General features: G+C 73.4%; 25 protein-coding genes. 8 read left to right on the plus strand and 17 right to left on the minus strand.

The genetic code is table 11. The annotated features are described in order from the left end of the window. Nucleotides 1–46 precede the first annotated feature (46 nt). Nucleotides 47–1,585, minus strand: coding sequence for a VWA domain-containing protein (locus ACWGE1_RS27620; protein ID WP_453423174.1), 1,539 nt, complete (start codon nt 1,583–1,585; stop codon nt 47–49). A gap of 294 nt (nt 1,586–1,879) precedes the next feature. Here ACWGE1_RS27620 and ACWGE1_RS27625 point away from each other — a divergent pair, with 294 nt between their 5' ends. Next, a complete protein-coding gene (locus tag ACWGE1_RS27625) occupies nt 1,880–3,967 on the plus strand; it encodes a PhoX family protein (protein WP_453423175.1) in 2,088 nt (695 codons plus the stop codon). 91 nt (nt 3,968–4,058) lie between these two features. Here ACWGE1_RS27625 and ACWGE1_RS27630 read toward each other — a convergent pair whose 3' ends face one another. The 4 genes from ACWGE1_RS27630 to ACWGE1_RS27645 all read right to left on the minus strand — a co-directional run bounded on the left by ACWGE1_RS27630 (nt 4,059) and on the right by ACWGE1_RS27645 (nt 8,979). Next, on the minus strand, nt 4,059–5,258 hold the full coding sequence (locus ACWGE1_RS27630) for a sensor histidine kinase (protein WP_453423196.1): 1,200 nt from the start codon (nt 5,256–5,258) through the stop codon (nt 4,059–4,061). 35 nt (nt 5,259–5,293) lie between these two features. Beyond that, nucleotides 5,294–5,995, minus strand: a complete 702-nt coding sequence (locus ACWGE1_RS27635; RefSeq protein WP_453423176.1) for a hypothetical protein — start codon at nt 5,993–5,995, stop codon at nt 5,294–5,296. A gap of 83 nt (nt 5,996–6,078) precedes the next feature. Beyond that, entirely contained in the window at nt 6,079–8,070 is a 1,992-nt protein-coding gene (locus ACWGE1_RS27640) for an FUSC family protein (RefSeq protein ID WP_453423177.1), read from the minus strand. A gap of 81 nt (nt 8,071–8,151) precedes the next feature. After that, nucleotides 8,152–8,979, minus strand: a complete 828-nt coding sequence (locus tag ACWGE1_RS27645; RefSeq protein ID WP_453423178.1) for a hypothetical protein — start codon at nt 8,977–8,979, stop codon at nt 8,152–8,154. Between the two features lie 125 nt (nt 8,980–9,104). Here ACWGE1_RS27645 and ACWGE1_RS27650 point away from each other — a divergent pair, with 125 nt between their 5' ends. From ACWGE1_RS27650 to ACWGE1_RS27660, 3 genes are all read left to right on the plus strand, one after another. Further along, entirely contained in the window at nt 9,105–9,578 is a 474-nt protein-coding gene (locus ACWGE1_RS27650) for an RrF2 family transcriptional regulator (RefSeq protein ID WP_453423179.1), read from the plus strand. Nucleotides 9,579–9,640: 62 nt separating this feature from the next. Next, nucleotides 9,641–10,039, plus strand: a complete 399-nt coding sequence (locus ACWGE1_RS27655; protein WP_453423180.1) for a RidA family protein — start codon at nt 9,641–9,643, stop codon at nt 10,037–10,039. A gap of 66 nt (nt 10,040–10,105) precedes the next feature. Beyond that, nucleotides 10,106–10,513: a hypothetical protein gene (locus ACWGE1_RS27660; RefSeq protein WP_453423181.1), complete on the plus strand. Its 408-nt coding sequence runs from the start codon at nt 10,106–10,108 to the stop codon at nt 10,511–10,513. A gap of 71 nt (nt 10,514–10,584) precedes the next feature. Here the strand turns inward: ACWGE1_RS27660 and ACWGE1_RS27665 are convergent, their stop codons facing one another. The 3 genes from ACWGE1_RS27665 to ACWGE1_RS27675 form a co-directional block, all read right to left on the minus strand. Further along, nucleotides 10,585–10,755 carry a hypothetical protein gene (locus ACWGE1_RS27665; protein ID WP_453423182.1) on the minus strand — a complete coding sequence of 57 codons (171 nt, stop codon included), beginning with the start codon at nt 10,753–10,755 and terminating at the stop codon, nt 10,585–10,587. Nucleotides 10,756–10,811: 56 nt separating this feature from the next. Beyond that, nucleotides 10,812–11,189: a hypothetical protein gene (locus tag ACWGE1_RS27670; protein ID WP_453423183.1), complete on the minus strand. Its 378-nt coding sequence runs from the start codon at nt 11,187–11,189 to the stop codon at nt 10,812–10,814. Nucleotides 11,190–11,267: 78 nt separating this feature from the next. After that, a complete protein-coding gene (locus ACWGE1_RS27675) occupies nt 11,268–11,867 on the minus strand; it encodes a hypothetical protein (RefSeq protein WP_453423184.1) in 600 nt (199 codons plus the stop codon). Nucleotides 11,868–12,061: 194 nt separating this feature from the next. Here ACWGE1_RS27675 and ACWGE1_RS27680 point away from each other — a divergent pair, with 194 nt between their 5' ends. Together ACWGE1_RS27680 and ACWGE1_RS27685 are read left to right on the plus strand one after the other, a co-directional pair. After that, nucleotides 12,062–12,562 (plus strand): multicopper oxidase domain-containing protein, encoded by a 501-nt coding sequence (locus ACWGE1_RS27680; RefSeq protein ID WP_453423185.1) that lies wholly within the window; start codon nt 12,062–12,064, stop codon nt 12,560–12,562. Next, the gene (locus ACWGE1_RS27685) at nt 12,520–12,642 is read left to right on the plus strand and encodes a multicopper oxidase domain-containing protein (RefSeq protein ID WP_453423186.1); all 123 of its coding nucleotides are present in this window, start codon (nt 12,520–12,522) and stop codon (nt 12,640–12,642) included. The genes ACWGE1_RS27680 and ACWGE1_RS27685 overlap by 43 nt, the downstream gene beginning before the upstream one ends. A 45-nt stretch (nt 12,643–12,687) precedes the next feature. Here ACWGE1_RS27685 and ACWGE1_RS27690 read toward each other — a convergent pair whose 3' ends face one another. From ACWGE1_RS27690 to ACWGE1_RS27700, 3 genes are read right to left on the minus strand one after another with little or no spacing between them, the layout of a single operon-like run. After that, nucleotides 12,688–12,930, minus strand: a complete 243-nt coding sequence (locus ACWGE1_RS27690) for a hypothetical protein (protein ID WP_453423187.1) — start codon at nt 12,928–12,930, stop codon at nt 12,688–12,690. Between the two features lie 21 nt (nt 12,931–12,951). Next, nucleotides 12,952–13,719 (minus strand): CbtA family protein, encoded by a 768-nt coding sequence (locus tag ACWGE1_RS27695; protein ID WP_453423188.1) that lies wholly within the window; start codon nt 13,717–13,719, stop codon nt 12,952–12,954. Between the two features lie 40 nt (nt 13,720–13,759). Further along, nucleotides 13,760–13,975: a CbtB domain-containing protein gene (locus ACWGE1_RS27700; RefSeq protein WP_401609793.1), complete on the minus strand. Its 216-nt coding sequence runs from the start codon at nt 13,973–13,975 to the stop codon at nt 13,760–13,762. Nucleotides 13,976–14,164: 189 nt separating this feature from the next. On the opposite strand from ACWGE1_RS27700, the gene ACWGE1_RS27705 reads away from it, so the two are divergent. Beyond that, nucleotides 14,165–14,650 carry a histidine phosphatase family protein gene (locus tag ACWGE1_RS27705; RefSeq protein WP_453423189.1) on the plus strand — a complete coding sequence of 162 codons (486 nt, stop codon included), beginning with the start codon at nt 14,165–14,167 and terminating at the stop codon, nt 14,648–14,650. A gap of 103 nt (nt 14,651–14,753) precedes the next feature. Here ACWGE1_RS27705 and pucL read toward each other — a convergent pair whose 3' ends face one another. From pucL to ACWGE1_RS27725, 4 genes are all read right to left on the minus strand, one after another. Beyond that, nucleotides 14,754–15,671, minus strand: coding sequence for a factor-independent urate hydroxylase (gene pucL, locus ACWGE1_RS27710; protein ID WP_453423190.1), 918 nt, complete (start codon nt 15,669–15,671; stop codon nt 14,754–14,756). A 282-nt stretch (nt 15,672–15,953) separates the two neighbouring features. After that, complete coding sequence (locus ACWGE1_RS27715; RefSeq protein WP_453423191.1) at nt 15,954–17,303, minus strand: aminotransferase class III-fold pyridoxal phosphate-dependent enzyme; 1,350 nt, start codon at nt 17,301–17,303, stop codon at nt 15,954–15,956. 79 nt (nt 17,304–17,382) lie between these two features. Further along, nucleotides 17,383–18,270: a PaaX family transcriptional regulator C-terminal domain-containing protein gene (locus ACWGE1_RS27720; RefSeq protein WP_453423197.1), complete on the minus strand. Its 888-nt coding sequence runs from the start codon at nt 18,268–18,270 to the stop codon at nt 17,383–17,385. A gap of 17 nt (nt 18,271–18,287) precedes the next feature. Next, nucleotides 18,288–18,896 carry a GNAT family N-acetyltransferase gene (locus tag ACWGE1_RS27725; protein WP_453423192.1) on the minus strand — a complete coding sequence of 203 codons (609 nt, stop codon included), beginning with the start codon at nt 18,894–18,896 and terminating at the stop codon, nt 18,288–18,290. Nucleotides 18,897–18,960: 64 nt separating this feature from the next. Here ACWGE1_RS27725 and ACWGE1_RS27730 point away from each other — a divergent pair, with 64 nt between their 5' ends. After that, entirely contained in the window at nt 18,961–20,070 is a 1,110-nt protein-coding gene (locus ACWGE1_RS27730; RefSeq protein ID WP_453423193.1) for an alpha/beta hydrolase family protein, read from the plus strand. Here ACWGE1_RS27730 and ACWGE1_RS27735 read toward each other — a convergent pair. Both ACWGE1_RS27735 and ACWGE1_RS27740 read right to left on the minus strand, forming a co-directional pair. Beyond that, nucleotides 20,054–23,365, minus strand: a complete 3,312-nt coding sequence (locus ACWGE1_RS27735; protein ID WP_453423194.1) for a BTAD domain-containing putative transcriptional regulator — start codon at nt 23,363–23,365, stop codon at nt 20,054–20,056. The genes ACWGE1_RS27730 and ACWGE1_RS27735 overlap by 17 nt on opposite strands. A gap of 238 nt (nt 23,366–23,603) precedes the next feature. Beyond that, a complete protein-coding gene (locus ACWGE1_RS27740; protein ID WP_453423195.1) occupies nt 23,604–23,975 on the minus strand; it encodes a hypothetical protein in 372 nt (123 codons plus the stop codon). Nucleotides 23,976–24,088 lie beyond the last annotated feature (113 nt).

The raw sequence follows: 24,088 nt of genomic DNA on the forward strand, positions 1-24,088 counted from the left end.
CTTGCCGGAGGGGGGCGCCGCCTTCGTGCGTGGTGCTTCGGCCGTACTAGAACCGGTCCAGGATGCCCTTGATCAGGGCGGCGGAGGACAGATCGGCCGGGGCGGGGCCGGCGTGGAAGAAGCCGGCGTTCTCGGCGTCCAGCTTGCGCAGGAAGTCGAAGGCCTTGGCGTCGTGGTCGCCGAAGGCGACGAACTGCCAGTGGATGCCCGGAGCCGTGGTGGCGGCGTCGGTCAGTGCCTGCCGGGCGGGCTGACGGTTGTCGGGGGCGCCGTCGGTCTGGAAGACGACCAGGGCCGGGCCCTCGCCGCCGTCCTTGCGGTAGTGCTCGACGACGGCCTCGACGGCCACGTGGTAGCTGGTGCGGCCCATCCGGCCGAGCTCGGCGTGGCGGGCCTCGACCCAGGCGGCGTCGTAGCCGTCGAGGGCCAGGTCGGCGGTGCCGTCCACGTCCGTGGAGAAGAAGACGGTGTGGACGGTCGCCGCGTCGTCGAGGTGCGCGGCGAGCGCGAGGGCGTGGTCGGCGAGGTGCTGGGCACTGCCGTCCTTGTAGAACCCGCGCATCGACCCGGACCGGTCCAGCACGAGGTACACCTTGGCGCGCGCCCCGGCCTTGTCCTTGCCACGGAGCACCTGCCCGGCGGCCTTGTACGCACCGACGACCTCGGGGGCCCGGCGGCGCACGGCGGCAAGCGCATGCGCGGGAGCCGTGTCCGCCTCGGCCGCCCCGTCCTGCTCCGCAGCGGCGGCAACCGGCTCGGCCTCGGCGGCGGGGGCCTCGATCTCCGCCTGCGGCGCGTCGGCCTGAGCGGGCTCGGCCTCGGCCGTGTCCGCCTCGGCGGTGTCGGCCTCCGCCTGCTCCGCAGTGGGAGCGTCCTGCGCCTGCGGCGCGTCGGCCTGGGCCGGCTCGGCCACGGCGGCGTTCGCCTCGGCGACGGTGGCCTCGACGGGCTGCTCCGCAGCGGGGGCGTCCTGTGCCTGCGGTGCCTCCGCCTCGGCGGGAGCCGGTTCGGCCTCCGGCGTGGTGGTGTCCTGGCCTTCGGCCTGGGCCGGTACGGCCACGGCCGTGTCCGCGATGGGGGCCTCGGCCTCGGGCTGCTCCGTAGCGGGAGCCTCCTGCGCCTGCGGCGCGTCGGTCTGGGCCGGCTCGGCGACGGTGGCCTCGGCGGGAGCCGGTTCGGCTTCCGGCGTGGTGGTGTCCTGGCCTTCGGCCTGGGCCGGTACGGCAACGGCGGTGTCCGCCTCGGCGGCGGGCTCCGCAGTGGCGCCTTCGGCGGGAGCCGGTTCCGCCGGGGGCGCGGGGGTTTCACCGGTGGGCTTCGCCGCAGGCGCACGGCGGGCTTCCGGGACCGTGGGGTCCGTCGCCTGCGCAGGGGCCGTCAGGACGGTGCCGGGCTCGCGGTCGCGCGGGGCGGACTGCGGCGGAACCGTGGGGTTGTCGAAGGACGCCGCCACCAGTTCGGCGGCGACGTCCAGAGGGGTCCGTTCCGCCTGGTTGGGGACAGCGGCCGAAGGGGTGTCCGTAGTTTCCGGAACGGATTCCGCGGACCGTCCGAATACCTTGCGCAACAAGCTCCGAATACCCATGGGCCAGGCCTTTCGCATGTGTGCGTGCGTCATTTGTCCGTGCTGCGCGGATGATCCCTGCCCAGAGTGGACACGTAAGGTTATCGGCCGCCCGGCTGGATCTTCGGCAGGGGCGCCTTTCGTGGCGTCCGGCTCCCACACACCCGCACACGCTCCGTGAACTGCCGCTCCGACGTGCCGGGTTCACCGAGCGTTCATCCCCGCGCCGCCGCTTCGGCGCAACCCGGGCCTAGCGTCGCGGCTGGATCGTACCGACAGGTTGTCGGCGCCCACGCAGCTACTCGGAGGACACTCGTGCGCAAGCTTCTGCCGTTCATCGGCAACCCGCATGGGAGCGGCCGGTCCGCTCTCACCTGTCGTTACCGCTGTGGCGACGCCTGCTTCCACGAGGTGCCGAACACAAGCGACAACGAGTACGCCGGCGACGTCATAGCCCGTGCCTACTCCCGCCGCGCGATGCTGCGTTCCGCCGCCGTCGTGACGGTCGCCACCGCCGCTGGTTCCGCCGTGGTGCTCGGCGGCCCGGGGCAGAGCGCCAACGCGACCCCGTCCGCCGATGCCGCCGCGGCCGGCGCGGGCAAGGGCGGCGAGGCCGCCCGTGGTCTGCGCTTCAAGGCCGTCGCGCCGAACACCGACGACAAGGTCACCGTCCCCGAGGGCCACGACCAGAACGTGGTGATCCGCTGGGGCGACCCGATCATCAAGGGTGCCCCGGGCTTCAACGCCGACAAGCAGACGGCCGCCGCGCAGGCCGGTCAGTTCGGCTACAACAACGACTTCCTGAGCCTCCTCCCGCTCGGCGGCGACTACGAGCGCCAGCAGCTGCTCGTGGCGAACCACGAGTACACGGACGAGAACCTCATGTTCAAGGCGTACGACCCGGCCAATCCGACCCGTGAGCAGGTCGAGATCGCCTGGGCCGCGCACGGTCTGTCCGTGGTCGCCGTCCAGGAGGACCACCGCAGCGGCAAGCTGACCGCGGTCAGCCGCCACCAGCTCAACCGCCGTCTGACGGCCACCAGCGAGTTCCGGCTGACCGGCCCCGCCGCGGGCAGCGGCCTGCTGAAGACCTCCGTCGACCCCACCGGCACCAAGGTGCTCGGCACGCTCAACAACTGCGCCGGTGGCACCACCCCGTGGGGCACCACCCTCCACGGCGAGGAGAACTTCAACCAGTACTTCGCCAACGCCGGCCAGGTCACCGACCCCACCCAGGCCGCCCGCCTGAAGCGCTACGGCGTGACCAGCGGCGCCACCGAGCGCAAGTGGGAGCGCTTCGACAAGCGCTTCGACGTGGCGCAGGAGCCCAACGAGTCGCACCGCTTCGGCTGGGTCGTCGAGCTGGACCCGTACGACCCGAACTCGGTGCCGCGCAAGCGCACCGCGCTCGGCCGCTTCAAGCACGAGGCCGCGCAGCCCCGGCTGACCGAGGACGGCCGTCCGGTCGTCTACATGGGCGACGACGAGCGCTTCGACTACTTCTACAAGTTCGTCTCGTCGAAGCGGATGAAGAAGGGCAATTCGCGCGCCGCGAAGGAGCACAACCTCACGCTCCTCGACGAGGGCACCCTCTACGTCGCCAAGCTGACCGGCGACTCCCCGGCCGCCGAGCTCGACGGCACCGGCAAGGTCCCCTCCGACGGGGAGTTCGACGGCTCCGGCGTGTGGATCAAGCTGGCCACCGGCAACGTCTCGCACGTCGAGGGCATGACCGCCGAGGAGGTGTACGTCTTCACGCGCCAGGCCGCCGACAAGGTGGGCGCCACCAAGATGGACCGCCCCGAGGACGTCGAGCCCTCCCCGCGCACCGGCCGCGTCTACATCGCGCTGACGAACAACACCGACCGCGGCAAGCCCGGCAAGGAGGGCGCCACCGAGGCCAACCCGCGCAACCTGAACAAGCACGGCCAGATCCTGGAGCTCGCCGAGAACTTCGACGACCCGGCGGGCGACGGTTTCGCCTGGCGGCTCTTCCTGGTCGCCGGTGACCCGAACGACCCGGCGACCTACTTCGCGGGCTTCCCGAAGGACAAGGTCAGCCCGATCTCCTGCCCGGACAACGTGGCCTTCGACCCGCACGGCAACCTGTGGATCTCCACGGACGGCAACCAGCTCGGCTCCCACGACGGCCTGTTCGGTGTGGCGACGGCTGGTGAGCGCCGCGGTGAGCTGAAGCAGTTCCTGACCGTTCCGCGCGGCGCCGAGACCTGCGGTCCGCTCATCCAGGACAAGCGCGTCCTGGTCGCGGTCCAGCACCCGGGCGAGATCGACGGCGCGTCCGTCGAGAAGCCGCAGTCGGTGTGGCCCGACGGCCCCGGCAAGATCGTCCGGCCCGCGGTCGTCTCCGTGTGGCGCAAGGACGGTCGCAACATCGGCGTCTGACCCGGCCAGTTGGCCCAAGGGGCATGTTTCACGTGAAACATGCCCCTTGGGGGTCTTGGGGGTCTTGAGGGTCGTCGGGTGTCCAATCCGGTCAATTCCCCTCCGCCAGCCTGCCGACGGGGAGCCGGAGCGTGGTCACCGCGCCCCCGTCGGGCGCGTTGGTGAAGCTCACCGTGATCTCCAGCACCGCCGCCTGCCCCATCACGATCGTGAGCCCCAGGCCGTGGCCGCGCCCGCGGCCCGGATCTCCGGTACGGAACCTCTGCGGGCCCTGCTCGATCAGCTCGGGCGGGTAGCCGGGCCCGTGGTCGCGGACCACCACCACCGGGCCCTCCACGGTCACCTCGAACGGAGGCCGGCCGTGTCTGTCCGCGTTGACCAGCAGGTTGGCCAGGATCCGGTCGAGCCGGCGCCGGTCGGTGAGCACCACCGCGTCCCGCAACACCCGTACCGAAGCGGTCGGTCCGCTCCCGGCGGCGACCCCGGCGACCGCCCGTTCCACCGCCCGGCCGAGCTCCACCAGGGCGAGGTCGGCCCGCTCGACGCCCGAGTCCAGCCGGGAGATCTCCAGCAGGTCCTCGGTCAGCAGGTGCAGGGCCTTCAGCCGGTTGTTGATCATTTCCTTGGGGCGGCCCTCGGGCAGCAGCGCCGCGGCGGCGAGCGAGCCGGTGAGCGGGGTGCGCAGCTCGTGCGCGACATCCGCCGTGAAGCGCTTCTCCGCCTCCAGCCGGCCCTGGAGCGAGGACGCCATCGAGTCCAGCGCGTGCGCCACGTCCCGTACCTCGTCCCGTGAGCCGCGCGGGAAGTTCACCCGGGCGTCCAGGTCCCCGGCGCTGATCCGGCGGGCCACGGCGGCCGTGGCCGTGAGCCGCCGGCTGATCCGGTTGGCGAGGAAGAGGCCGGCGAGCGCCACCACCCCGGCCGCGAGGGCCGCGGAGGCGAGGATCGCCGTGTCGATGTCCCGCAGCCGGTCGCGGGTGCTCCCGAACGGGAGCCAGACCGCGAGGGCCTTGTCGTCGGCGGGTGCGGCCGCCCACATGACGGGCTTGCCCTGCTGCTCGCCGACCATGCTGCCGGTGAGCCCGCGCGCGACGAGGTCGCGCAGGGGCCGGGGGAGGTCGGGCGGATCGAAGACGATGTTCACGTCGCCGTGCGCGGTGCCGTACTCGTAGTGGCCCAGGGCGTGCTCCAGCTCGGAGTCCGCGGCCTTGCGGACCTCCCCGACGATCTGCCGGGCGACCACGTTGTGCACGAGGATTCCCAGCGCGGCGGCGACCATGCAGCACACCATCGTGGTGGTCAGGGCGATCTTCCAGCGCAGGCTGCTCAGCGCGTGCACCGGGACCCGTTCCCGTTCGGCGGGGTCTCGGTGAGACCGGGGCAGTCGTCGAGGGTGAGCTGGGACAGGTTCATGATCCCGGCCTTCGGGTCCCACACGTAGTCGGAGACGGCCACGTAGCCGGGGTTCGTCGTGGGCTCGCGGACCGCCAGGTGCTCGGCGGCGACTTCCACGCCCTCCAGCACCGCGCGCCGGGACAGGATCCGGGCGATGCGCCCGTCGTCCTGAACGGTGTAGACGCGCAGTTCGCTGAGCCTGCCGTCGATGTCCAGGGCGGTGATGAGCTCCTCCCGGCCGTTGCCCGTCAGGTCGTGCAGGACCGCGGGGCGCACCGGGCAGTCGGGGCCGCCGTCCACAGCCTGTGTGCAGAGCGCGAGCCGCTGGACGGCGCGCGGGTCGACGAGCCGGCCGGTCCCGCCGTCCTGTTCGGCGGCGGAGGTGATGTCGGCGCGTACGACGGACAGGGCGTCCACCCCGCGCATGCTCAGGTCGGTCACCTCGGGGAGCCCGGGGACCACGGCGGCCGTGCCCGGCTTCTGGTCCTGGGCGGGCGGTTCGGGGCGGATGTCCTTCCACAGGCTCTTCGGGGCGTGCACCGTGCCGAGGTCGCCCTCGTTCTGCAGTCCCTCCACATCGGCGCACCCCGCCAGGAGTACGGCGAGGACCATCACGGCCGGGACGCGGTGCATGCTCCGATGCTGCCCCGTGCGACGCCGCCCGGCCCGGGAGACGACCCATTCGGGGGACGCCGCCCCCGTGCGGGGGCGGCGGGTCAGGATTCCGGCCGGGCGATGGCCAGGGCCGCAGCGATCTCCTGGTGGACGGGGGCCAGGACGCTCCCCGGCTCGCCCTCGGGCTCCGCGTCGACCCTCACCGGGACGGTGCTGGTGCGCACCCGGTGGGCCAGGTCGTGGAGCTGCCGGGCGATCGACTCCACGTCGTCGGCGGGGGGCGGGGCCGCGCCGTGGTTGACCCGGACCCGGGCGGCGGTGGTCGCGTCCACGATCCGCTCGACGGCGACCACCAGGGGCCACCAGGCGGCGGCCCGCGCTCCGGTCGGCGGCGGCTCGGTCAGGGCCCGCTGGAACTCGCTGCGCACACCCGACAGGTCCCGGTAGATGCGGCGCCGGGCCTGGAGGCGGGCGGTCCGCGCCGCCGCGAGCGCGGCCTCGTCCGAAACGGGGGCGAAGGCGCGTTCCACGTAGCGGGCCGCGTCGTCCACGGTGTCGGCGAGCCGGTCCCCGATCCGGGTGTGCCAGCTCTCGGGCCACAGCAGGTATCCGAAGACGAGGGTGATGGCGCAGCCGATCAGGCTGTCCAGCAGCCGGGGGCGGATCAGGTCGAAGCCCTGGTGGTTGAGCAGGTCCGAGAGGAGCAGGATCACCGGGGTGATCGCGGCGGTCTGGAAGGCGTACCCCTTGACGGAGAAGGCGGGGATCAGCCCGGCGAGCACCACCATCACCGGGACGTCCCACCAGCCGCGCGGCACCTCGGCGAGCACGGCGGCCGCGATGACCAGCCCGCCCGCGGTGCCCAGGGCGCGCAGTACGGCACGGGAGAACACCGAGCCGAAGTCGGGCTTGAGGACGAAGGTGACGGTCAGCGCGATCCAGTAGGACCGCTCGACCTCGATCACCGATACGAGGGACTGCGCGATCCCGATGCAGAGCGCGAGCCGGAGCCCGTACCGCCAGGAGGCCCGGGAGAGCACCATGTCGTGTACCGCCCGCCGGGCGCGCACGCGCAGTGCGGCGGGGCGGCCGAGGCGGTCGTCCACGTTGTGCAGGTCCGGTTCGGCGACGTGCACGATCTTCGCGGCATGGCGCAGGGCCGCGTCGACGGCCCGTTCGGCCGGGGTGTGCGCCGGGGGCAGGTCCAGTACCGGGGTTCCGGTGCGGCCCTCCTCGATGGCGTCGGCCAGCTCCCGTACGGCCGCCGGGATTTCGGGCGGCAGCGGCCGGCCGCGCAGGTGCGCGGCGGGCGCGGCCTCCACCAGCGGGATCACCACGTTGAGCTGGGCCAGCAGGCGCACCAGCGAGGGGCTGCGTCCGTGCACGAGCGCCCGGCGGCCGAGCACCAGGTCGTAGGCGTGGTTGATCGCCTGGGTGACCTGCTGGCGGCGTTCGTCGTAGAGGGCACCCGGTTCACCGGCGGCCTCCAGGGCCGCGGCCAGCGCCCGGTAGGTGTCGGCCACGGCGGTGCGTTCCGGCTGCCGGCCGCGCAGCGGCCAGCCCAGCAGGCTCAGCACGAGGACGAACAGTCCGCCGGCGGTCAGCAGGAGCGGCGCCGTCCACCAGGGCTCGGGCAGCGGCAGTCCCGCGCCGATCACCGCGTTGAGCAGGAGCAGCAGTCCGGACACGGAGGCGATCGTGCCGATGGAGGAGATCATCCCGGAGACGAGGGCGATCAGGGTGAGCGCTCCCACGGCCAGCCAGCCGTGCCCGTAGACCAGGGTTCCCAGGGCCACGCCGATGGCACCGAAGAGCTGCGGTACGGCGATGTTCAGGACCCGCATCCGGTAGGCGTCGGCGGTGTCGCCGATGACTCCGGCGAGGGCGCCCATGGAGGCGAGCGCCCCGTACTCGGGCTCGTCCAGGGCGAACCCGACGGCGAGCGGGACGGACATGGCGACCGAGGCCCGGGCCACGGCGGCCCAGGGGATCGGTGCGGTGCTGGGCTTCAGCCCGTTGAGCAGCCACGAGGGCGGAGCCAGCGGACGGTGCCGGAGTCGCCGCGATATGTGTTCGGTGCGTTCGGTGCTCATGCCCGCTTCCGTGCCGACGCTCGCGAATCGGTTCTTCTGGGATCTTCTGCGTCGTTCTGCGTGTGTTGGTACCTTCCGAGCTTATGGGGTGCGGCGTAGTCGGCCCGTCACCCATCCGGCGAGTACGGCCGCGACTCCGATCGCCAGCACCACCCAGACGGTGGTGCGCAGGTAAGCGGTGAGGGCGTCGTACACCGCCCCGGCGGCGGGCCGGTCGATGTCGGCGGGCAGATCGTCCAGGGTGAGCCGGCGGCACACTTCCACCGCGAGCCACAGCAGTCCCGCCCCGACCGCCAGTCCCACTCCGGTGGCCATGACGGCCCGCCTCCGGTGGACGGCGACGGCGATGGCCGCCGCGGCCAGGACCAGGGTCAGTACCGGGAGCCAGACGCCGGCCACTTCGAGCATGTGGAAGCCCTTCCGCAGAGCGCCGAGGTTGTCGTACTCCATGACCTTCACGGTCAGGTGGGTCACCGGGATGCGGTCGGCGAAGGGCACGTCGTCGGCGACGAGGTCGCCCCTGACCTGGGCGATCACGGGTGCGAGGTCGATGGTGAGGGCGTCGCCGTGGCCGGTGGTGAGCGCGTTGAGGAAGGCGGCGTGGGCGGCGCGGTTGGCCGCGTCCCAGGCGGTCCGGTAGGCGTCGGTCCCGGCGAAGGAGCGCAGGGCCTCGCCGAGCAGGGTGTCCACACCGATCTGGAAGGGGCCCGCGTCGATCTGCCCGGCAAGGGCCCTCGTGACCTGGGTGACGACGACCTCCTGCACCTTCGGGTTCTCGGAGAGGGGGGACATGGCGGCGGTGTACCGGTCGGCGTTGCCCAGCTCGCGGTCGGCCCAGTACGCGACGGCGCTCGCGGGCACCAGGAGGGCCACGAGCACGATGAGTACCGTCGACAGGATGGTGCGCACGTCACCAGGGAAACCGGGTGCGGGGCCGGGCGCGAGCTGTGTTGCTGCGGGTGGGTGGTGGGCCGTCGGACGGCGTGGCATCCTTGCGCCGATAATCCTGGACATTTAATATCCAGGATATGAAGATGAGCGAGGGCGTCGAGTGGGCGCTGCACAGCTGCGTCAACCTGGCCTGGAGCGGGCCGGACCGGGCCGTGTCGGCGGCGCGCCTCGCCGCGTGGCACGACCTGCCCGCGGCCTACCTCAACAAGCAGCTCCAGGCGCTGGCCCGGGCGGGCATCGTCACCTCCACGCCCGGTCCCCGGGGCGGCTTCCGGCTGGCCCGCCCGCTCGACGCCATCTCGCTCATGGACGTGGTCGCGGCCGTCGAGGGGCCCGAGGAGGCCTTCCGGTGCGCGGAGATCCGGCAGCAGGGTCCCGGCGCCGGCGCCCCGGCGTCGTACGGCGCCGAGTGCGCCATCGCGCACGCCATGACCCGGGCCGAACTCGCCTGGCGCAGGGCGCTCGCGGACCAGAACCTCGACGAGATCCGGCAGCAGGCCGAACGGCAGGCCCCCGGGGCCCCCGAGCGGCTGCGCGCCTGGCTCGCGGCGCAGTAGCCGCGGCGCCCGGCGCACCGCATCACATGCACGGCATCGGAATCGGAAACAGGGAGCTCGGCATGACGCGCAGCATCATCAACCCGGCAGGACTCCACACCCCGACCGGCTACGGCTACAGCCACATCGTCTCCGCACCTGGCGAGCAGGTCTTCATAGCCGGCCAGTACGGCTCCGACGAGAGCGGCCACGTCGTCTCCGAGGACTTCGCCGACCAGGTCGAGCGGGCCTTCGCCAACCTCCGCACCGCCCTCGGGGCCGTCGGCCTCGGCCCCGGCGACGTCGTCCGCATCGGCACCTACATCGTCGCCCACGACCAGCGGAAGCTGGAGATCTTGCTCAAGCAGCTGCACGCCACCTGGGGCACCGAACTCCCCGCCCAGACCCTGATCGGCGTCGCCGCGCTGGCCCTGCCCGGCATGCTCTTCGAGATCGACGCCGTGGCCGTGCGCACCCCCTGACCACTGATCCACTTGCCGGGCGGGGTGTGCGGGTGTGCCCTGGATGATGGGAGAGAGGAGCCCGTCATGGCACATGCGGCACCCACCGCCTTCGGGCGGCAGCGCAGGCAGACGGCGAGCAAGACCCACCTGCACAAGAGCGCGTTCGTGGGGCCCGTGCTCCTCGGACTCGTCTACGGATTCTGGGCCGCTTTCATCGAGCGCCAGGCGGGTCCGGTGACCGCGGCCAACGTCTTCTACGGGATCCTGTGCGGCGTGATCTTCGCAGGGATCATGTTCGGCCTGGCCAGGGTCGGGCCCCGGATGATGCGCGAGGTCCACGCCGCCGCCTACGGAGCCTTCGGCGGCATCGCGGCGGGCTACCTGCACAGCCTCACCGGCCAGTCGATCCTCAAGGCCGTGGTGGTGGGCCTCGCCGTCGCCGCGGGCGTCGGCCTGGCGGCCTTCTACCGCTACTACACGCACGAGGACTGAGCCGGTCGCACGGCCGGGACGGACAGGAGCGCCGGTACCCCCGGCGCTCCCGGCATGTCCGTGCCCGGTTCCTACGCGGCCGAATCCGCGGGGGCGGTCTGCTGCGGTTCGCTCTCGGCCTCGACGGCCGTGGCCGTGGTCTTCGGTGACGCTGCCGGCTCCGTCCGGCGGACCGGCGGGGTGAACCGGGTGACCTCGGCGCGAAGCATGGCGTTCAGTGCGGCGTACGGGTCGATGGGCATGGCGGAACCTCACGGTGTTCAGGGGGTGTGGGGGCTGCGTCGGAACCTCGGTCCGCTCAGCAGCGCAGGACCACACTCCGCACCGTCCGCCGGGACAGGACCGGTTCGGCCGCCTCCGCGGCAGGCCCGCAGGGCGGGGCATCCGCCTGTTTCACGTGAAACACCGCGAGCGGTGTCCGCCGTACGCCGGGCAGCCCGCGCGTGATCGTCCGTACGGCCGCCCGTGCCTCGGGGTCCGGGGCCGGATCGGACTGGCCCTCGCCGGGTTCGGGGGACTCGGCGGGGACGCCCGGCACCGCGGGCGCACCGGAGGCGGGGCGGAACTCGGCGGCTTCGGCGCCGGCCGGACCGGCGCCGAAGACGCACAGCAGCACGACGCAGGCCACGGTCAGTGCCCTGGTCAGTGCCGAACGCGCGTGGTGCCTCCCGCTCATGCGAGGGATGTGCCCCGCCACGCCGAACGACTCCCGGGTGGACCTCAAGAAGCCCCCGACCGGGGGACGAAGACCCTCCTACCGGGTGCGGCGCTGACCGGTCAGCCGGGCCAGTACGGCGGTCTCGCCGCCGACCAGCCGCAGTTGGGCGCGGTCGGGCGGGCCGTGGTGGCCGGAGACCGCGCCCGGAGAGACCCGTACGACGGTGAACACGGCCGTACGGCTGTCCGCGCGGGGAATCTCGATGGTCCGGCCCCGCCGCAACTCGCCCAGGCGAAGGCCCTCTCCGGTGACCACGGCGGTCCCGGCCGCACCCGGCGCCGGACCGCCGGTGTCCCAGGCGACCCGGTCGTGATCGCCGGTCAGCGGAACGTCCACGCCCAGGCTCGGGATGCGCAACCGCAGGGGCCGTGCGGCCCGGAGGGGGCCCGAGACGGTCCGCAGCGGCCCGGGGACGGCCCTCGGGGGCCGGGCCCCCCGGCCCGGCACGTGCTCACCGGACTGTTCCAGCTCCCGCACGAGACGGCGGTGGCCGGACAGTCCCAACGCCCTGGAGGGCAGCGCGTCATCGGTGGTGACGGCGGCGGACCTGGCACCCTCGCTCCGTTGCAACGCCGCGATACCGGTGGACAACAGAACCACCGTCAGCGAAGCGACGACCCACTTGGCGCGGGGCATGGCATTCCCTCCTGTCCGGCTCGTACGGCCGGGTCATGTGAGCAGTGGACACCTCCTCTGCCCGTCGGTACCCCGTGCAACACGGTGGACTGACATGGCGTCACGGGCGTGTCGTCGCCCGATCGGGGAGTCTTCGCAGTTCGCGGCGGGTCCACCCGCCCGCTGCCGGGGATGGTGACCGTACGCCCGAACGGGTGAGGCTCCGGTCTCCCCAGGCCGTCCACTGGCACGGCATGCACCTGCCCGCGAAGATGGACGGCGGCCCGCACCGGATGGTCCCGGCGGGCGGCAGCTGGACGCCCGAGTGGACGGTCGCCCAGTCGGCCGCGTCGACGCTGCCCACCGGGCAGGACCCGGCACGCAGCCGGTTCTTCGAGCTCAGGCTCTCGGGGATCAACGACCGGAGGATGGACATGGCCAGGGTGGACGAGACGGTCACCCGCGGCACGGCCGAGACCTGGACCCTGCGCAACCGCGACGGGATGCCGCACAACTTCCACGTCCGCGACGTGCAGTTCCGCGTCCTCGACGTCAACGGGCAGGCCCCGCCCCCGCATCTGCGCGGCCCGAAGGACGCCGTCTTCGTCCCGTCCGGATCGACGTTCCGCATCGCGATGCGCTTCGACGGCCCCGCGGATCCGGACACCCCGACATGTACCACTGCCATCTGCTCCACCACGAGGACCGGGGAATGATGGGCCGGTTCGCGGTCGTCGAGCCGGGCACGCCGGCGGCCACCGGCAGCCTCCCCGCCACCGGCCCGCACCGGCACTGAGCGGATCCGGCCGACGGGCCCGGTTCCGGCCCCGGGCCCGGGCGGTCACAGGACGACGGCCGCCGTGCCCGCCCCCATCAGTGCGGCGGCCAGGTGCATGGCCGGGTGGCCGTAGTCGCCCGACCAGAGGTGGCGGACCAGGCCGCCCAGGGCGGCCAGGGCGGCGATGATGCCGATCTGGCCGAACAGCGTGATGGCGCAGCAGGGGGCCAGGAGCAGCAGGAACGAGTTCAGCCAGAACGGGGCCGCGCCCGTCCAGCCCCGCCATTCCCTGATCGGCGTCGCCATGTACTACCGGCCCCCTCGTGCTCAACTCGTCGGCTGCACAGCCTCCTTGGGTGTGGAGGCGGATACAAGGGCTCGTTCGGCTAGATAACCGAAGGCCAGGCCGAAAGTCGTCCACAGTGCGGTCTGGATGGCCAGGGACGCGAGGCGGAACTCCCAGATCAGCGCGGCCGGGAAGTCCGCCGGGACCTCGTTGATGCCGGGCAGCAGGGCGTACGAGATGCCGATGACGAGGACGAAGGCCGCGCCGGCGACGACCGACGCGTTCCAGTTGCCGAGCTTCGGCGCGAGCCGTCGCCCGAGGATCAGCGCGCCGGCCGCCAGCAGCATGCTCAGGGCGATCATCAGGAGGTAGAGGGCGGTCCGCCGGGCGGCGGTCTCGGGATCGCCCACGGCGGGGGGATTGGCGGGGTACTTGAAGAACGGCACCAGGGTCACGGTGACGTACAGGCCCGCGGTGACCAGCGCGGCCGTGGCCCGCGGGCCGAAGCGGCCGATACGGCCCAGGGCGAAGCAGTAGACGAGCGCGGCGATGCCGCCGAGCGCGACCGCGTAGAGCAGGACGCCGGTGCCGAGACCGGCCGTGGCCTGGAGGGCCCGGCTGACCGGGGCCTCCTCGCCGTGGTCGTGTCCGGCCGCTGCGGCTTCTTCGATGGCGATCGCCGCATCCACCTTGGACTCACCGAGGAGGTAGGCGACGAGGAACGCGGCCACCCCGGCCAGCAGGCCGGCGAGCATGCCGCGGAGGAGCAGGGCGCGGGGGGAGACCCCACCCGGCGACGTGGAAGTCATGTGCTGTTCCCTTGCGAGACGTCGGTCGGTGGCAGGGGAATCAGTGGCAGGGGAATCCGAGCAGGTGGCGGCCGTCGTGCAGCCACTCGTGGATGGTCTCCCCTTCGAAGACCGCGGTGGCGCCCTGCTCGGCGCCGACGAAGTACAGCAGGACGAGCATGAGGATGCCGACGAACACGGCCCAGGGGGCCAGCGCGGAGAGCGAAATCGGGGCAATGGCGGGTGCGTTCGTCGTGGGCACGGCGGAGTGGGCCATGGCAGAACCTCCAGAGGGAACACGCGTCCCGGTCAGTGGTGCTCGCGACGACGGTGACGGGTCTGACTTGCCTCCCCCTCCGGGAGGTTTCACAGTGGCGCGACCGTGCCGGATTCTCACCGGTACTTCCGTCGTACCGTCGCCATTCAATTGTGTCATTTGCGACCGTACCGCGCTTACGCTCCCCTTATGAAGACCCCGTTGGTGCGAGTCCGACTCGTCAGCTTCCCTCTGGACGCAGCCGCCCGTCAGGGACGCTTCGGTCACGCGCGCCCGTGCCCCGGCCACGAGGGGCTGCGCGGACTGGCCACGGGCGCGTGGGCGGGGCGCACCCTGGACGAGGTCGCGGGCCGCGATCCGGCGGCGGTGCACGCCTGGCTGTCGGACCCGGCGTACGCCCCGCCGGGCGGGGAGTCCGTGGACGCGCTGATCGCCCGCGTCGGCGCGGAGCTGGCGGCGCTGCCCGGGGGCACCCACCGGATGGTGGTCGAGCAGGCCGTCGTACGGGCGGCCGTGGTCCACGCCCTGGAGCTGCCCGCGGCCGCCTTCTGGCGGCTCGACGTGCGGCCGGAGTCGGTGACCACCCTCACCGGGCGGGCCGGGCGCTGGAACCTGCTGGTGGGACAGCCGCAGGACGAGCAGCCGCAGGACGAGCAGGTGACGGACGCGGGGTGACGGACGTGGGGGCCGGGCGTGGGAGCCGGGGTCCCGGACAGCGGTACGGCCCGGATCCCGCGACGCGGTCCGGGCCGTACCGGCGCTCGGAGGCGCAGGCGCGCTACGCGACGATCCAGTCGGACGTCGCGATCACCGGCTGCACCCCGTCGCGGTGGACTGTGCCTTCGATCAGGCCGTACATCCGGTCCGCCGCGAAGTAGACCTCGTTGTCGTTCTTGAGGCCGAACGGCTCCAGGTCGACGAGGAAGTGGTGCTTGTTGGGGAGGTTCAGGCGCACCTCGTTGACCCTGGGGCAGTTGTCGAGCACGCGCTCGGCCATCTGGTTCAGCGTCTGCTGCAGCGAGTACGAGTACGTCTCCGCGAAGGCCTCCAGCATGTTCTTGCGGACCTTCTTGTACGCCTGGTCCCAGTCGTGGCCGGCGTCGTCGGCGGCCAGCGCCGAGTGCGCCCAGCGCGCGGTGACCTTGGTCGCCAGGATGCGGTCGTACGCCTCCTGCAGGGTCGTGTACTTGTCCTTGATGTAGCCGTGGAACTCGGAGTTCGTCGAGTTCATCACCGTCAGGTCCTTCAGGCCCGAGATGACCTGCAGGCCGGTCGTCTCGCTGTAGGTGATCTGCGCGGTGCGCACCTCCTGGCCCTTGCGGACGAAGGAGTGCTGCTCCTTGCGCGTGGGGACCGGGATGCGGTCCCATACGTACTCCTCGATGCGGATCTGGGCCTCGCGGATCGGCGCCTGCGAGGAGACGAAGTGCTTGGCGAGCAGGATGCCGAAGGCTTCGGGGGATTCGATGCCGTGCTCCTTGCCGAAGGCGTACACCGTGTTCTTGGTGGTGTCGGTCGGCAGGCAGTTGGCGTTGTTGCCGGTGAGGTGGACATCGCGGAATTCGCCGCGGAGAGCGACCGAGACGTTGAGGTCGCGGATCTCGTGCCAGGAACCGTCGCCGCCCTTGCGGGTGACCTTCACGATGCGGTTCTCGGCCTTGCCGTACTGGTTCTGGGCCAGGACGTGCTTGCTCATGCTGTCTTCCTTCGGGTACTCGGGAACACGGAGTCCGGTCGTCTGGATCCCGTACGCCCGGCGTCCAGCGCCCGCCCGAATCAAGGACGTCCCGCTCCCCGCCGTTCGGTCCCTCGCCGAGGGACCGCCCCGGGCCTGACGTGCATCCCGGTTCGTAGGTGCTTGGCCTGATGTGTGTCTTGCGGCCTGCACGGATTGCAGCATGTGTACGGGTCGTTAATCCCCGTACAAATCCTCCGAACACCAGCACCCACGCCTTGGGCGACCCCACAGATCAGCAGGTCAGGCGGTGTGTGCATCCGCCACTGAGAGGGCCTCGTCGAGGATCCGCAGGCCCTTGGCCACGTCCTGCGGCGAGATGTTGCAGGGCGGCGCGATGTGGATGCGGTTCCCGGCGATCAGGGGCCAGAGCCCGCCCTTCTTGCACGCGGCCCCGAACTCGGCCATCGGGGCGTTCTGCGCCCCGGAGGCGTTGTACGGGACCAGCGGCTCGCGGGTCTCCTTGCTGCGTACGAGTTCCAGGGCCCAGAAGGTGCCGAGCCCGCGGACCTCCCCGACCGACGGGTGCCGTTCGGCGAGTGCGCGCAGGCCGGGGCCGAGGAGCTCGGTGCCGGTGCGGGCGGACTGCTCGACGATGCCCTCCTCCTCCATGACGTTGATCGTCGCGACGGCGGCCGCGCAGGCCAGCACGTGCCCGGAGTACGTCAGGCCGCCCGGGTAGGGCCGGCGGGCGAAGGTCTCGGCGATGGCGGTCGAGATGGCGACGCCGCCGAGGGGGAGGTAGCCGCTGGTCACGCCCTTGGCGAAGCAGATCAGGTCGGGGGTGACGTCCCAGTGCTCGGAGGCGAACCACTTACCGGTGCGCCCGAAGCCGACCATGATCTCGTCGAGGACGAAGACGATGCCGAAGCGGTCGCAGAGCGCGCGCACCCCGGCCAGGTAGCCGTCCGGGTGCACGAGCACGCCCGGGGCACCGCCCACGGTCTCCAGGATGATCGCGGCGATGGACTGCGGGCCCTCGAAGACGATCGTGTCCTCCAGGTGCCGCAGGGCCCGCTCGCACTCCTCGGCCGCAGTGGTCGCGTAGAAGGGCGAGCGGTAGGCGAACGGTCCCCAGAAGTGCACGACACCGGCGGTCGCGGAGTCGTTGCCGAAACGGCGGGCGTCGCCGGTCAGGTTGATCGCGGTGGAGGTGGCGCCGTGGTAGGAGCGGTACGCGGACAGCACCTTGGGCCGGCCGGTGTGCAGGCGGGCCATGCGGACGGCGTTCTCCACGGCCTCGGCCCCGGCATTGGTGAAGAAGATCTTGTCGAGGTCGCCGGGGGTGCGCTCGGCGATCAGCCGGGCCGCCTCGGAGCGCACGTCGACGGCGAAGCCGGGCGCGACGGTGCACAGCCTGGCCGCCTGCTCCTGGATGGCCGCGGTGACCTTCGGGTGCTGGTAGCCGATGTTCGTGTAGACGAGGGCGCTGGAGAAGTCGAGGTAGCGGTTGCCCTCGTAGTCCCAGAAGTACGACCCCTCGGCGCCGGCCACGGCGAGCGGGTCGATGAGCTCCTGCGCCGACCAGGAGTGGAAGACGTGCTTCCGGTCAGCGTCTTTCACGGTGGCGAGGGCGTCGGCTTCTGCGTTCATGAAACGAGCGTAGTTGTCCACGATGTGGACCCGGCGCTGCCCGCCCCGGGCGCCCCTCCCCGGGGCGCCCGGGACGAGGTCAGGCCAGCGCCTCGCCGTAGAGCCGGAACAGCCGGGGCCCGGGGGCCGGAGCGGCGGCCTCCAGCCGGGCCCAGGCGTCGGACGCCGCCGCCCGGGCCGTCGCGCCGGGCCACGGCTGCGGCAGCAGTTCCGGCGGGAGCAGCGGGTCGGGGAGCATCGCGGCGGAGAAGGCCGCGGCCAGGGCCACGGCCTGCGCCAGCCCCTCGACCGCGCCGTCGACCGCGCCGTCGGGAGCGGACCGGGCGGGAGCGGACCGGGCGGGAGCGGACCGGGAGGGCGGGAGCCCGGCGGGCCGGGCCGACCGCTCGGCGAGCGCGCGCAGCTCCTCGTAGCGCGCCGCGATCTCCGGCAGCGGCCACAGCCGCTCCGCCAGGGCCCGCGGATCCGAGACGCCGCCGACGGTCAGGTCCCGGGTGCTCAGGCAGCTCAGCGCCTCCGACAGGCCCAGCTCCGCCGCCCGCGCCCGTACGTAGGGTCCGACGGCGTTCGGCGTGACGTACAGCCCGCCCTGGACCGGAGCCGCGCCCAGCCCGGTCAGCGCGTCCCGCAGGGCGTCCCGCGAGGCCCGCGCGGATTCCGGTACCGCGAAGGCGAAGGCGTGCCAGAGCCCGTCCCACGGCTCCAGCCCCCGGTCCTGCCGGTAGGCGTGCCGGACGAACTCCACCTCCGGTACGAGCGGCAGCCCGGTCCCGGGCGCCGCCTGCGTCCCCGCCAGGCGCAGGAGGGAGCGCCGGCCGCGCCCCTCCACCGTGAACCGGCCCTCGTCCACCAGCCGCTTCACGCACAGCCGCACCTGCTGGTCGGTCATCCCGAGCAGCCCCGCGACCTCGTACAGCTCGCCGCCCGCGACCGTCCCGTCCTCCCGGACCAGCGCGTGCACGACCATCCGCGTGGGGATCCCGCTCACCGCCCCGCCACCTCCTTGTGCATCGTCGTCACACCACCGAATCCCAGCACGTCCCGCAGCCAGGGCGTGCGCTGCACCCGTACCGCCCGGAACCCGTGCCGTTCGTACAGGGCCCGCGCCCGCGGGTTCTCCGCGATCACGTCCAGCCGGATCCGCCGGCACCCCTGCTCCACCGCGATCGCCTCGATCTCCCGCAGCAGCAGTCCGCCGATGCCGCGGCTGCGCTCGGCGGGGTCCACGGCGATGCCGTCCATGACCAGCTCGCCGCGGGCCGGGGTGCGCTCCAGCAGGGCCAGCAGGAACACCCGGTACAGGCCCCGGACGGGCCCGTACTGCGCCCTGACCGCGGCCGCGTCGCCGCCGACCAGGCCGCGCCCGGCCAGCTGGTAGCCCGCCACGCCCACCACCGGGCCGCCCGCGCCGCCGGACAGCGCGGTCACCGCCCGGTCCGCGTGCAGGTGCCCGGCGATGAACCGCCGCCCGGCCTCCGCGGGGCCGAGGGCGAGGCCCAGCTTCCCAGCGAAGGCCTCCCAGTACAGCTCGGCGACCCGCTCGGCGGCCCCCTCGGGCAGCCCGCGTCGGATCTCCACGCTCTCCGTCGTCATACGCACAAGCGTAATACGTTCATCGGCGATACGATCGTTTCCAACATGAGCGAATTCTGACCGCGTGAAGAATCCGGAGCCGCAGATGACCGACACCCGCACGCCCGGCACGCCCGGCTCCGGCACGTCCGGCGGAGTCCGCCGTACGCGCCGGGCACTCCTGACCGGCCTCCTGCTGACCCTCACCACCGCCCTCCTCCTCACCGGGGTCGTCCTGTGGCAGCACGACTACGGCCTCCACGAGGAGCGCGTCACCGTCCCCGCCGCCGGCCACGACCTCCCCGGCGTGCTGGCCACGCCCACCGGCAAGGGCCCCGGCCCCTTCCCGCTCGTCGTCCTCGTGCACGGCGACGGCGAGGCCGACGCCACCCACGACGGCTTCTACCGCCCCTACTGGGAGGCCTTCGCCCGCGCCGGATACGCCTCGCTCTCCCTCGACAAGCCCGCCGACTGGCTCGGCCAGACCATGGACGACCGGGCGCGCGAGACCACAGACGCCATCGCCTGGGCGGCCCGCACCCGGCCCGACATCGACCCCGCCCGCATCGGCCTGTGGGGCGCCAGCCAGGCCGGATGGGTCATGCCCAAGGTGGTGGCGCGGGCCCCCGCCCCCGGGGTGCGCTTCGTCATCGCGGTCGGCACCGCCGTGAACTGGGTGCGCCAGGGCGAGTACAACACCCGGGCCGAGCTGCGGGCGGCCGGGGCCGACGCCGACCGCACGGCGGCCGCCCTGCGCACCCGGGAGGCCACCCTGGCGCTGCTGCGGCGCGGGGCGACGTACGAGGAGTACCGCGCGAGTCCGGGCGCGGACCCGGAACTCACCCCGGAGCGCTGGACGTTCATCAGCCGGAACCACACCGCGGACGCCACCGGGGACCTGCGGGCGATGCCGCCCGTTCCGGTGCTGCTGATCCAGGGCGCCGACGACCTGAACGTGGACGGCGCCGAGACCGAGGCCGTGTACCGGAGCGTGCTCGCGCCCGGCACGCTCACGGTCCGCCGCTATCCCGGAGCGACCCACGCCCTGCTGCGCACCCCCGTCGAGCGCTCCTCCTGGCGGCTGACCCTGACGGCGGTGTTCGCCCCGCGCTCCCTCTTCCCGCCGGGCCTGCTCGCCGACCAGCAGCGCTTCCTCGCCGAGCGGGCGGCGCCGGAGCTCAGCCGCCCAGCGTGACCCGCGCGAGTTCCCGCACGGCCGCCGGCCCCACGACGCCGTCCCCGGCGCGAGCCGCCTCGGTGAAGTACTCCTCGTACGCCTCGCCGAGCGCGGCGCGCGCCGCGCCCTCCACCCGGGCCGCGTCGGCGCGCGAGTGGTCCGGTCCGCCCCGCACAGCCACGGCCGCGCCCAGCAGCCGGGCCGCCTCCTGCGGCCGCTCCAGCCGTACCGCCTGATCCGCGACACCGACCAGCACCTGGGCGAGGGTCGGCGCGTGCCCGGCGGCCGCGGCCAGTTCGAGCGCCTCGGTGCGGTGGGCGCGGGCCGCGGCCAACTCGCCGTCCGCCGCGTCCAGATGTCCGAGGGAGTCCAGGACCACCACCTCGAACACCGGGTGCACGGCGACCTCGCGCACCGCCTCCCGGGCCCGTGCCAGTTCGGCCCGGGCCAGCGCCGGCTCGCCGCTCCAGCGCGCCAGGTCGGCCTTGCCGTGCGCCATCATGGCCAGCGCCTCGGGCCAGCCCGCCGCCACCGCGTGCCGCTCCGCCCGCTCCATGGCGGCCGCGCTGCCGGCCGGGTCCCCGGCGAGCCCGTACAGCTGCGCCTGCCGGACCCATGCGTACAGCCGGTCCTCGACCACGCCCAGCTCGCCGATCACCGCGACGGCCTCCTCGTAGTGGCCGATCGCCGCGCGGTGGTCGCCGCGCCGGGCCACCAGGTCGGCCAGCAGCGTCAGCGCGAAGGAGATCCCCCAGCGCTCCCCGAGCCCGCGGAAATCGGCCAGGGCCGCCTCGATCGAGGCCTCCGCCCGCGCCGGCGGACCGCCCGCTCCGAGCAGGGTCTTGGCCTCCTCCAGCCGGGCCTGCGCCCGCACCCAGGGGTCCTCGTCGGCCAGCAGTCCCGCCCACGCGTCCGCCGGGGCCGCCCCGCCCTCCCCGGCGCTGCGCAGCAGCCGCTCCAGCGGCTCCAGGAAACGGACCACCGGATGCCGGCTCCCCGTACGCCCTGCGAGCAGCACCCCCTGCCGGAGCAACTCCTCCGTCCGCCGGTCGTCACCGAGTCCGGCCGTCGCGAACAGCACGGCGAGCGCGCAGGCCACGGCGCGGGCCTCGTCGTCGGACTCCGAGTCGCCGGGCCCGGTGTCGCCGGGCTGCGCGCCGTCCGGCTCCGCCCCGTCCGGCTCCGCGCCGTCCGGCACGGGCAACGCCAGGGCCTGCGCGGCCAGTTCGGCGCCCTCCGCCTTGTGCCCGCCGAGCCACCAGTACCACCCGGCCGCCGCCACCAGCCGTACGGCCGCCCGCGCGTCGCCCGCCGCCATCGCGCCGCGCAGCGCCGCGGCCAGGTTGTCGTGCTCCGCGCCGATCCGCCCGAGCCACTCCCGCTGCTCCGCCCGCCGCAGGTACGGGTCCGCGGCGCGGGCCAGTGCGGTGAAGTACGCGGCGTGCGCCCGGCGGACGGTCTCCCGCTCACCGGCCCCGTCGAGCTTCTCCAGGCCGTACGCCCGGATCGTCTCCAGCATCCGGTAGCGCCCGTCGCCCGCCGTCACCAGCAGGGACTTGTCGGCCAGCGAGGTGATCAGGTCGAGCACGTCGTACGCCTCGACCGGGCCGCCCGCGCAGACCTCCTCGGCCGCCTCCACCGTGGCGCCGCCGGGGAAGGCGGCGAGCCGCCGCAGCAGCGCCCGCTCGGCCTCCGTCAGGAGTTCCCAGCTCCAGTCGACCACGGCCCGCAGCGTCCGGTGCTGGAGCGGGGCCGTCCGCGCGCCGCCCGTCAGCAGCCGGAAGCGGTCGTCGAGCCGGGTCGCGAGCTGCTCGGCGCTCATCGTGCGCAGCCGGGCCGCCGCCAGTTCGATGGCCAGCGGCATTCCGTCCAGCGCCCGGCAGATCCGCGTGACGGCAGGGACGGTCTCCTCGGTGACGCAGAAGCCGGAACGGGCCGCCGAGGCCCGGTCGTTCAGCAGCCGGACCGACGCGTACGACATGGCCTGCGCCGCGTCCGCGTCCGGTGGCGGCAGGGCCAGCGGACGCACCGTCCACAGGGCCTCACCGGTGAGGCCGAGCGGCTCGCGGCTGGTCGCCAGGATGCGCAGCCCCGGGCATTCGCCGAGCAGCCGGTCGGCCGTCGCGGCGGCCGCCCCGATCAGGTGCTCGCAGTTGTCCAGGACCAGCAGGGCGGTGCGGGTGCGCAGGGCCGCGGCGAGCCGGTCCAGCGGGTCGCCCGCCGGGGGCGCCTGGTCCCGCAGGGCCAGCGCGTTCAGGACCGCCGACGGTACGTCGCCCTGCGCGCCCAGCGGTGCGAGCTCCACCAGCCAGACGCCGTCGGGGAAGCGGGCGAGCAGGGGGCGGGCGCTCTGCAGGGCCAGCCGGGTCTTTCCGGCGCCGCCGGGTCCGATGAGCGTGGTGAGCCGGAACGTGCCGAGCAGGGCGCCGACTTGGTCGAGGTCCTCGTCCCGGCCGACGAAACTTGCCAGTGGGGCCCGCAGGTTGGTCGCAGGCGACGCCCCGCGGACCGGCGGCTCCGGGGCGGGCGCGGGGCGCGCGGCGGGTGCCGGGGCCGCGGCGGGCGGTGGCCCGGCGGGGACCTCGACCTCCCCGCGCAGGACGGCGGTGTGCAGTGCGGACAGTTCGGGCGACGGGTCCGTCCCGAGCTCCTCGGCGAGGGCCTCGCGCGCGTTCCCGTAGACGGTGAGCGCCTCGGCGGGCCGGCCGGCCGCGACGAGCGCCCGCATCAGCGCCCCGACCAGCCTTTCCCGCAGGGGATGTTCGGCGACGAGGGAGGTCAGCTCGCCGGTCAGCTCCCGGCCGCGTCCCACCCGTAGGTCCGCCTCGATCCGGTCCTCCAGGACCGTCATCCGCAGCTCCGACAGCCGGGTCACGGGCGCCCGGAAGAACGGGGAGGCGGCGACGTCCAGCAGGGCCGGGCCGCGCCACAGCTCCAGGGCCTCGCGCAGCAGCCGTGCCGCGGTGCCGGGATCCCCGGCCAGTGCCCTGCGGCCCGCCGAGGCGAGCCGTTCGAAGCGGACCACGTCCACCGCGTCGGGCCCGACGGCGAGGCGGTACCCGGCCGGGTGCGATTCCACGTCCACGCCGGGCAGGGCCCGCCGCAGCCGTGACACCAGTGCCTGCAGGGCATTGGTGGCGCCGGCCGGTGGTTCGTCCTGCCAGATTCCGTCGATCAGCAGCTCGGAGCCGACCACGCGCCCCGGTTCGAGCGCCAGCAGAATCAGCAGGGCCCGCAGTCGTGTCCCCCCGACTCCGACGCCGCTTCCGTCCTCGCCCCGTACGTCCAGGGCCCCCAGCATCGAGATCCGCATGGCCACATTGTGCGGCGCTGCCCGGCGGCCCGGCCATGTCATTGTGCGCGGGTGCCGGACGGGCCGAAAGGGCGGGAGCCGATGAGGAACCGCGGGTGGCCGCGACGGCACGGCCCTCCGCAGGGCGAAATACGGCCGTTTCGGCGCGGGCGATTCTTCGAGGGCGGCCCCCGCGGGGTGAATGGCGGGGGCCGGCCTGTGCCGAGCGCGGGCGTGGGCCGGTCCGAAGCGGGTGGGGCTATTTGTCGGAGTAGCTGAAGTCCCCGACGGTCCAGGCGCTCACGTCCTTGACCGCGATCCGGTACATTCCGCCGGTCTCGGGGATGCCCAGGGTTCCCTGGAGGATGCGTGCGACGTGGAAATGCAGGTGTGAGGGTGCCCCGTCCTGCTGTCTGTCGCTCCGTCCGGGAGAGCTGAAGATCTCGGCGAACGGGCCCAGCTGGTCGGAGTCCCGCAGGACCTCGGCCACCCGCTGACGCCAGACGCTCTCGGGGGCGAGGCGGCCTGTGATGACGGCGCCGTGGACCACGACGGTCAGGGACATCTGATTGGTCTGTTCCGACTCGACCATGGTGGCGAGATCGAGGAGCAGGTCGTCAGGGATCGACATGGGCACGGACTCTAGCAAGCGTGCTCGCGTACCGGCCCTGCTTCCGGGGAGCGTGCTGCTCGCGGCCGCCCGGAACGGCGGACGGCCGAGGCCCGCACCCCAGGGTGCGGGCC

This window comes from Streptomyces sp. NPDC054932 (assembly GCF_053610205.1).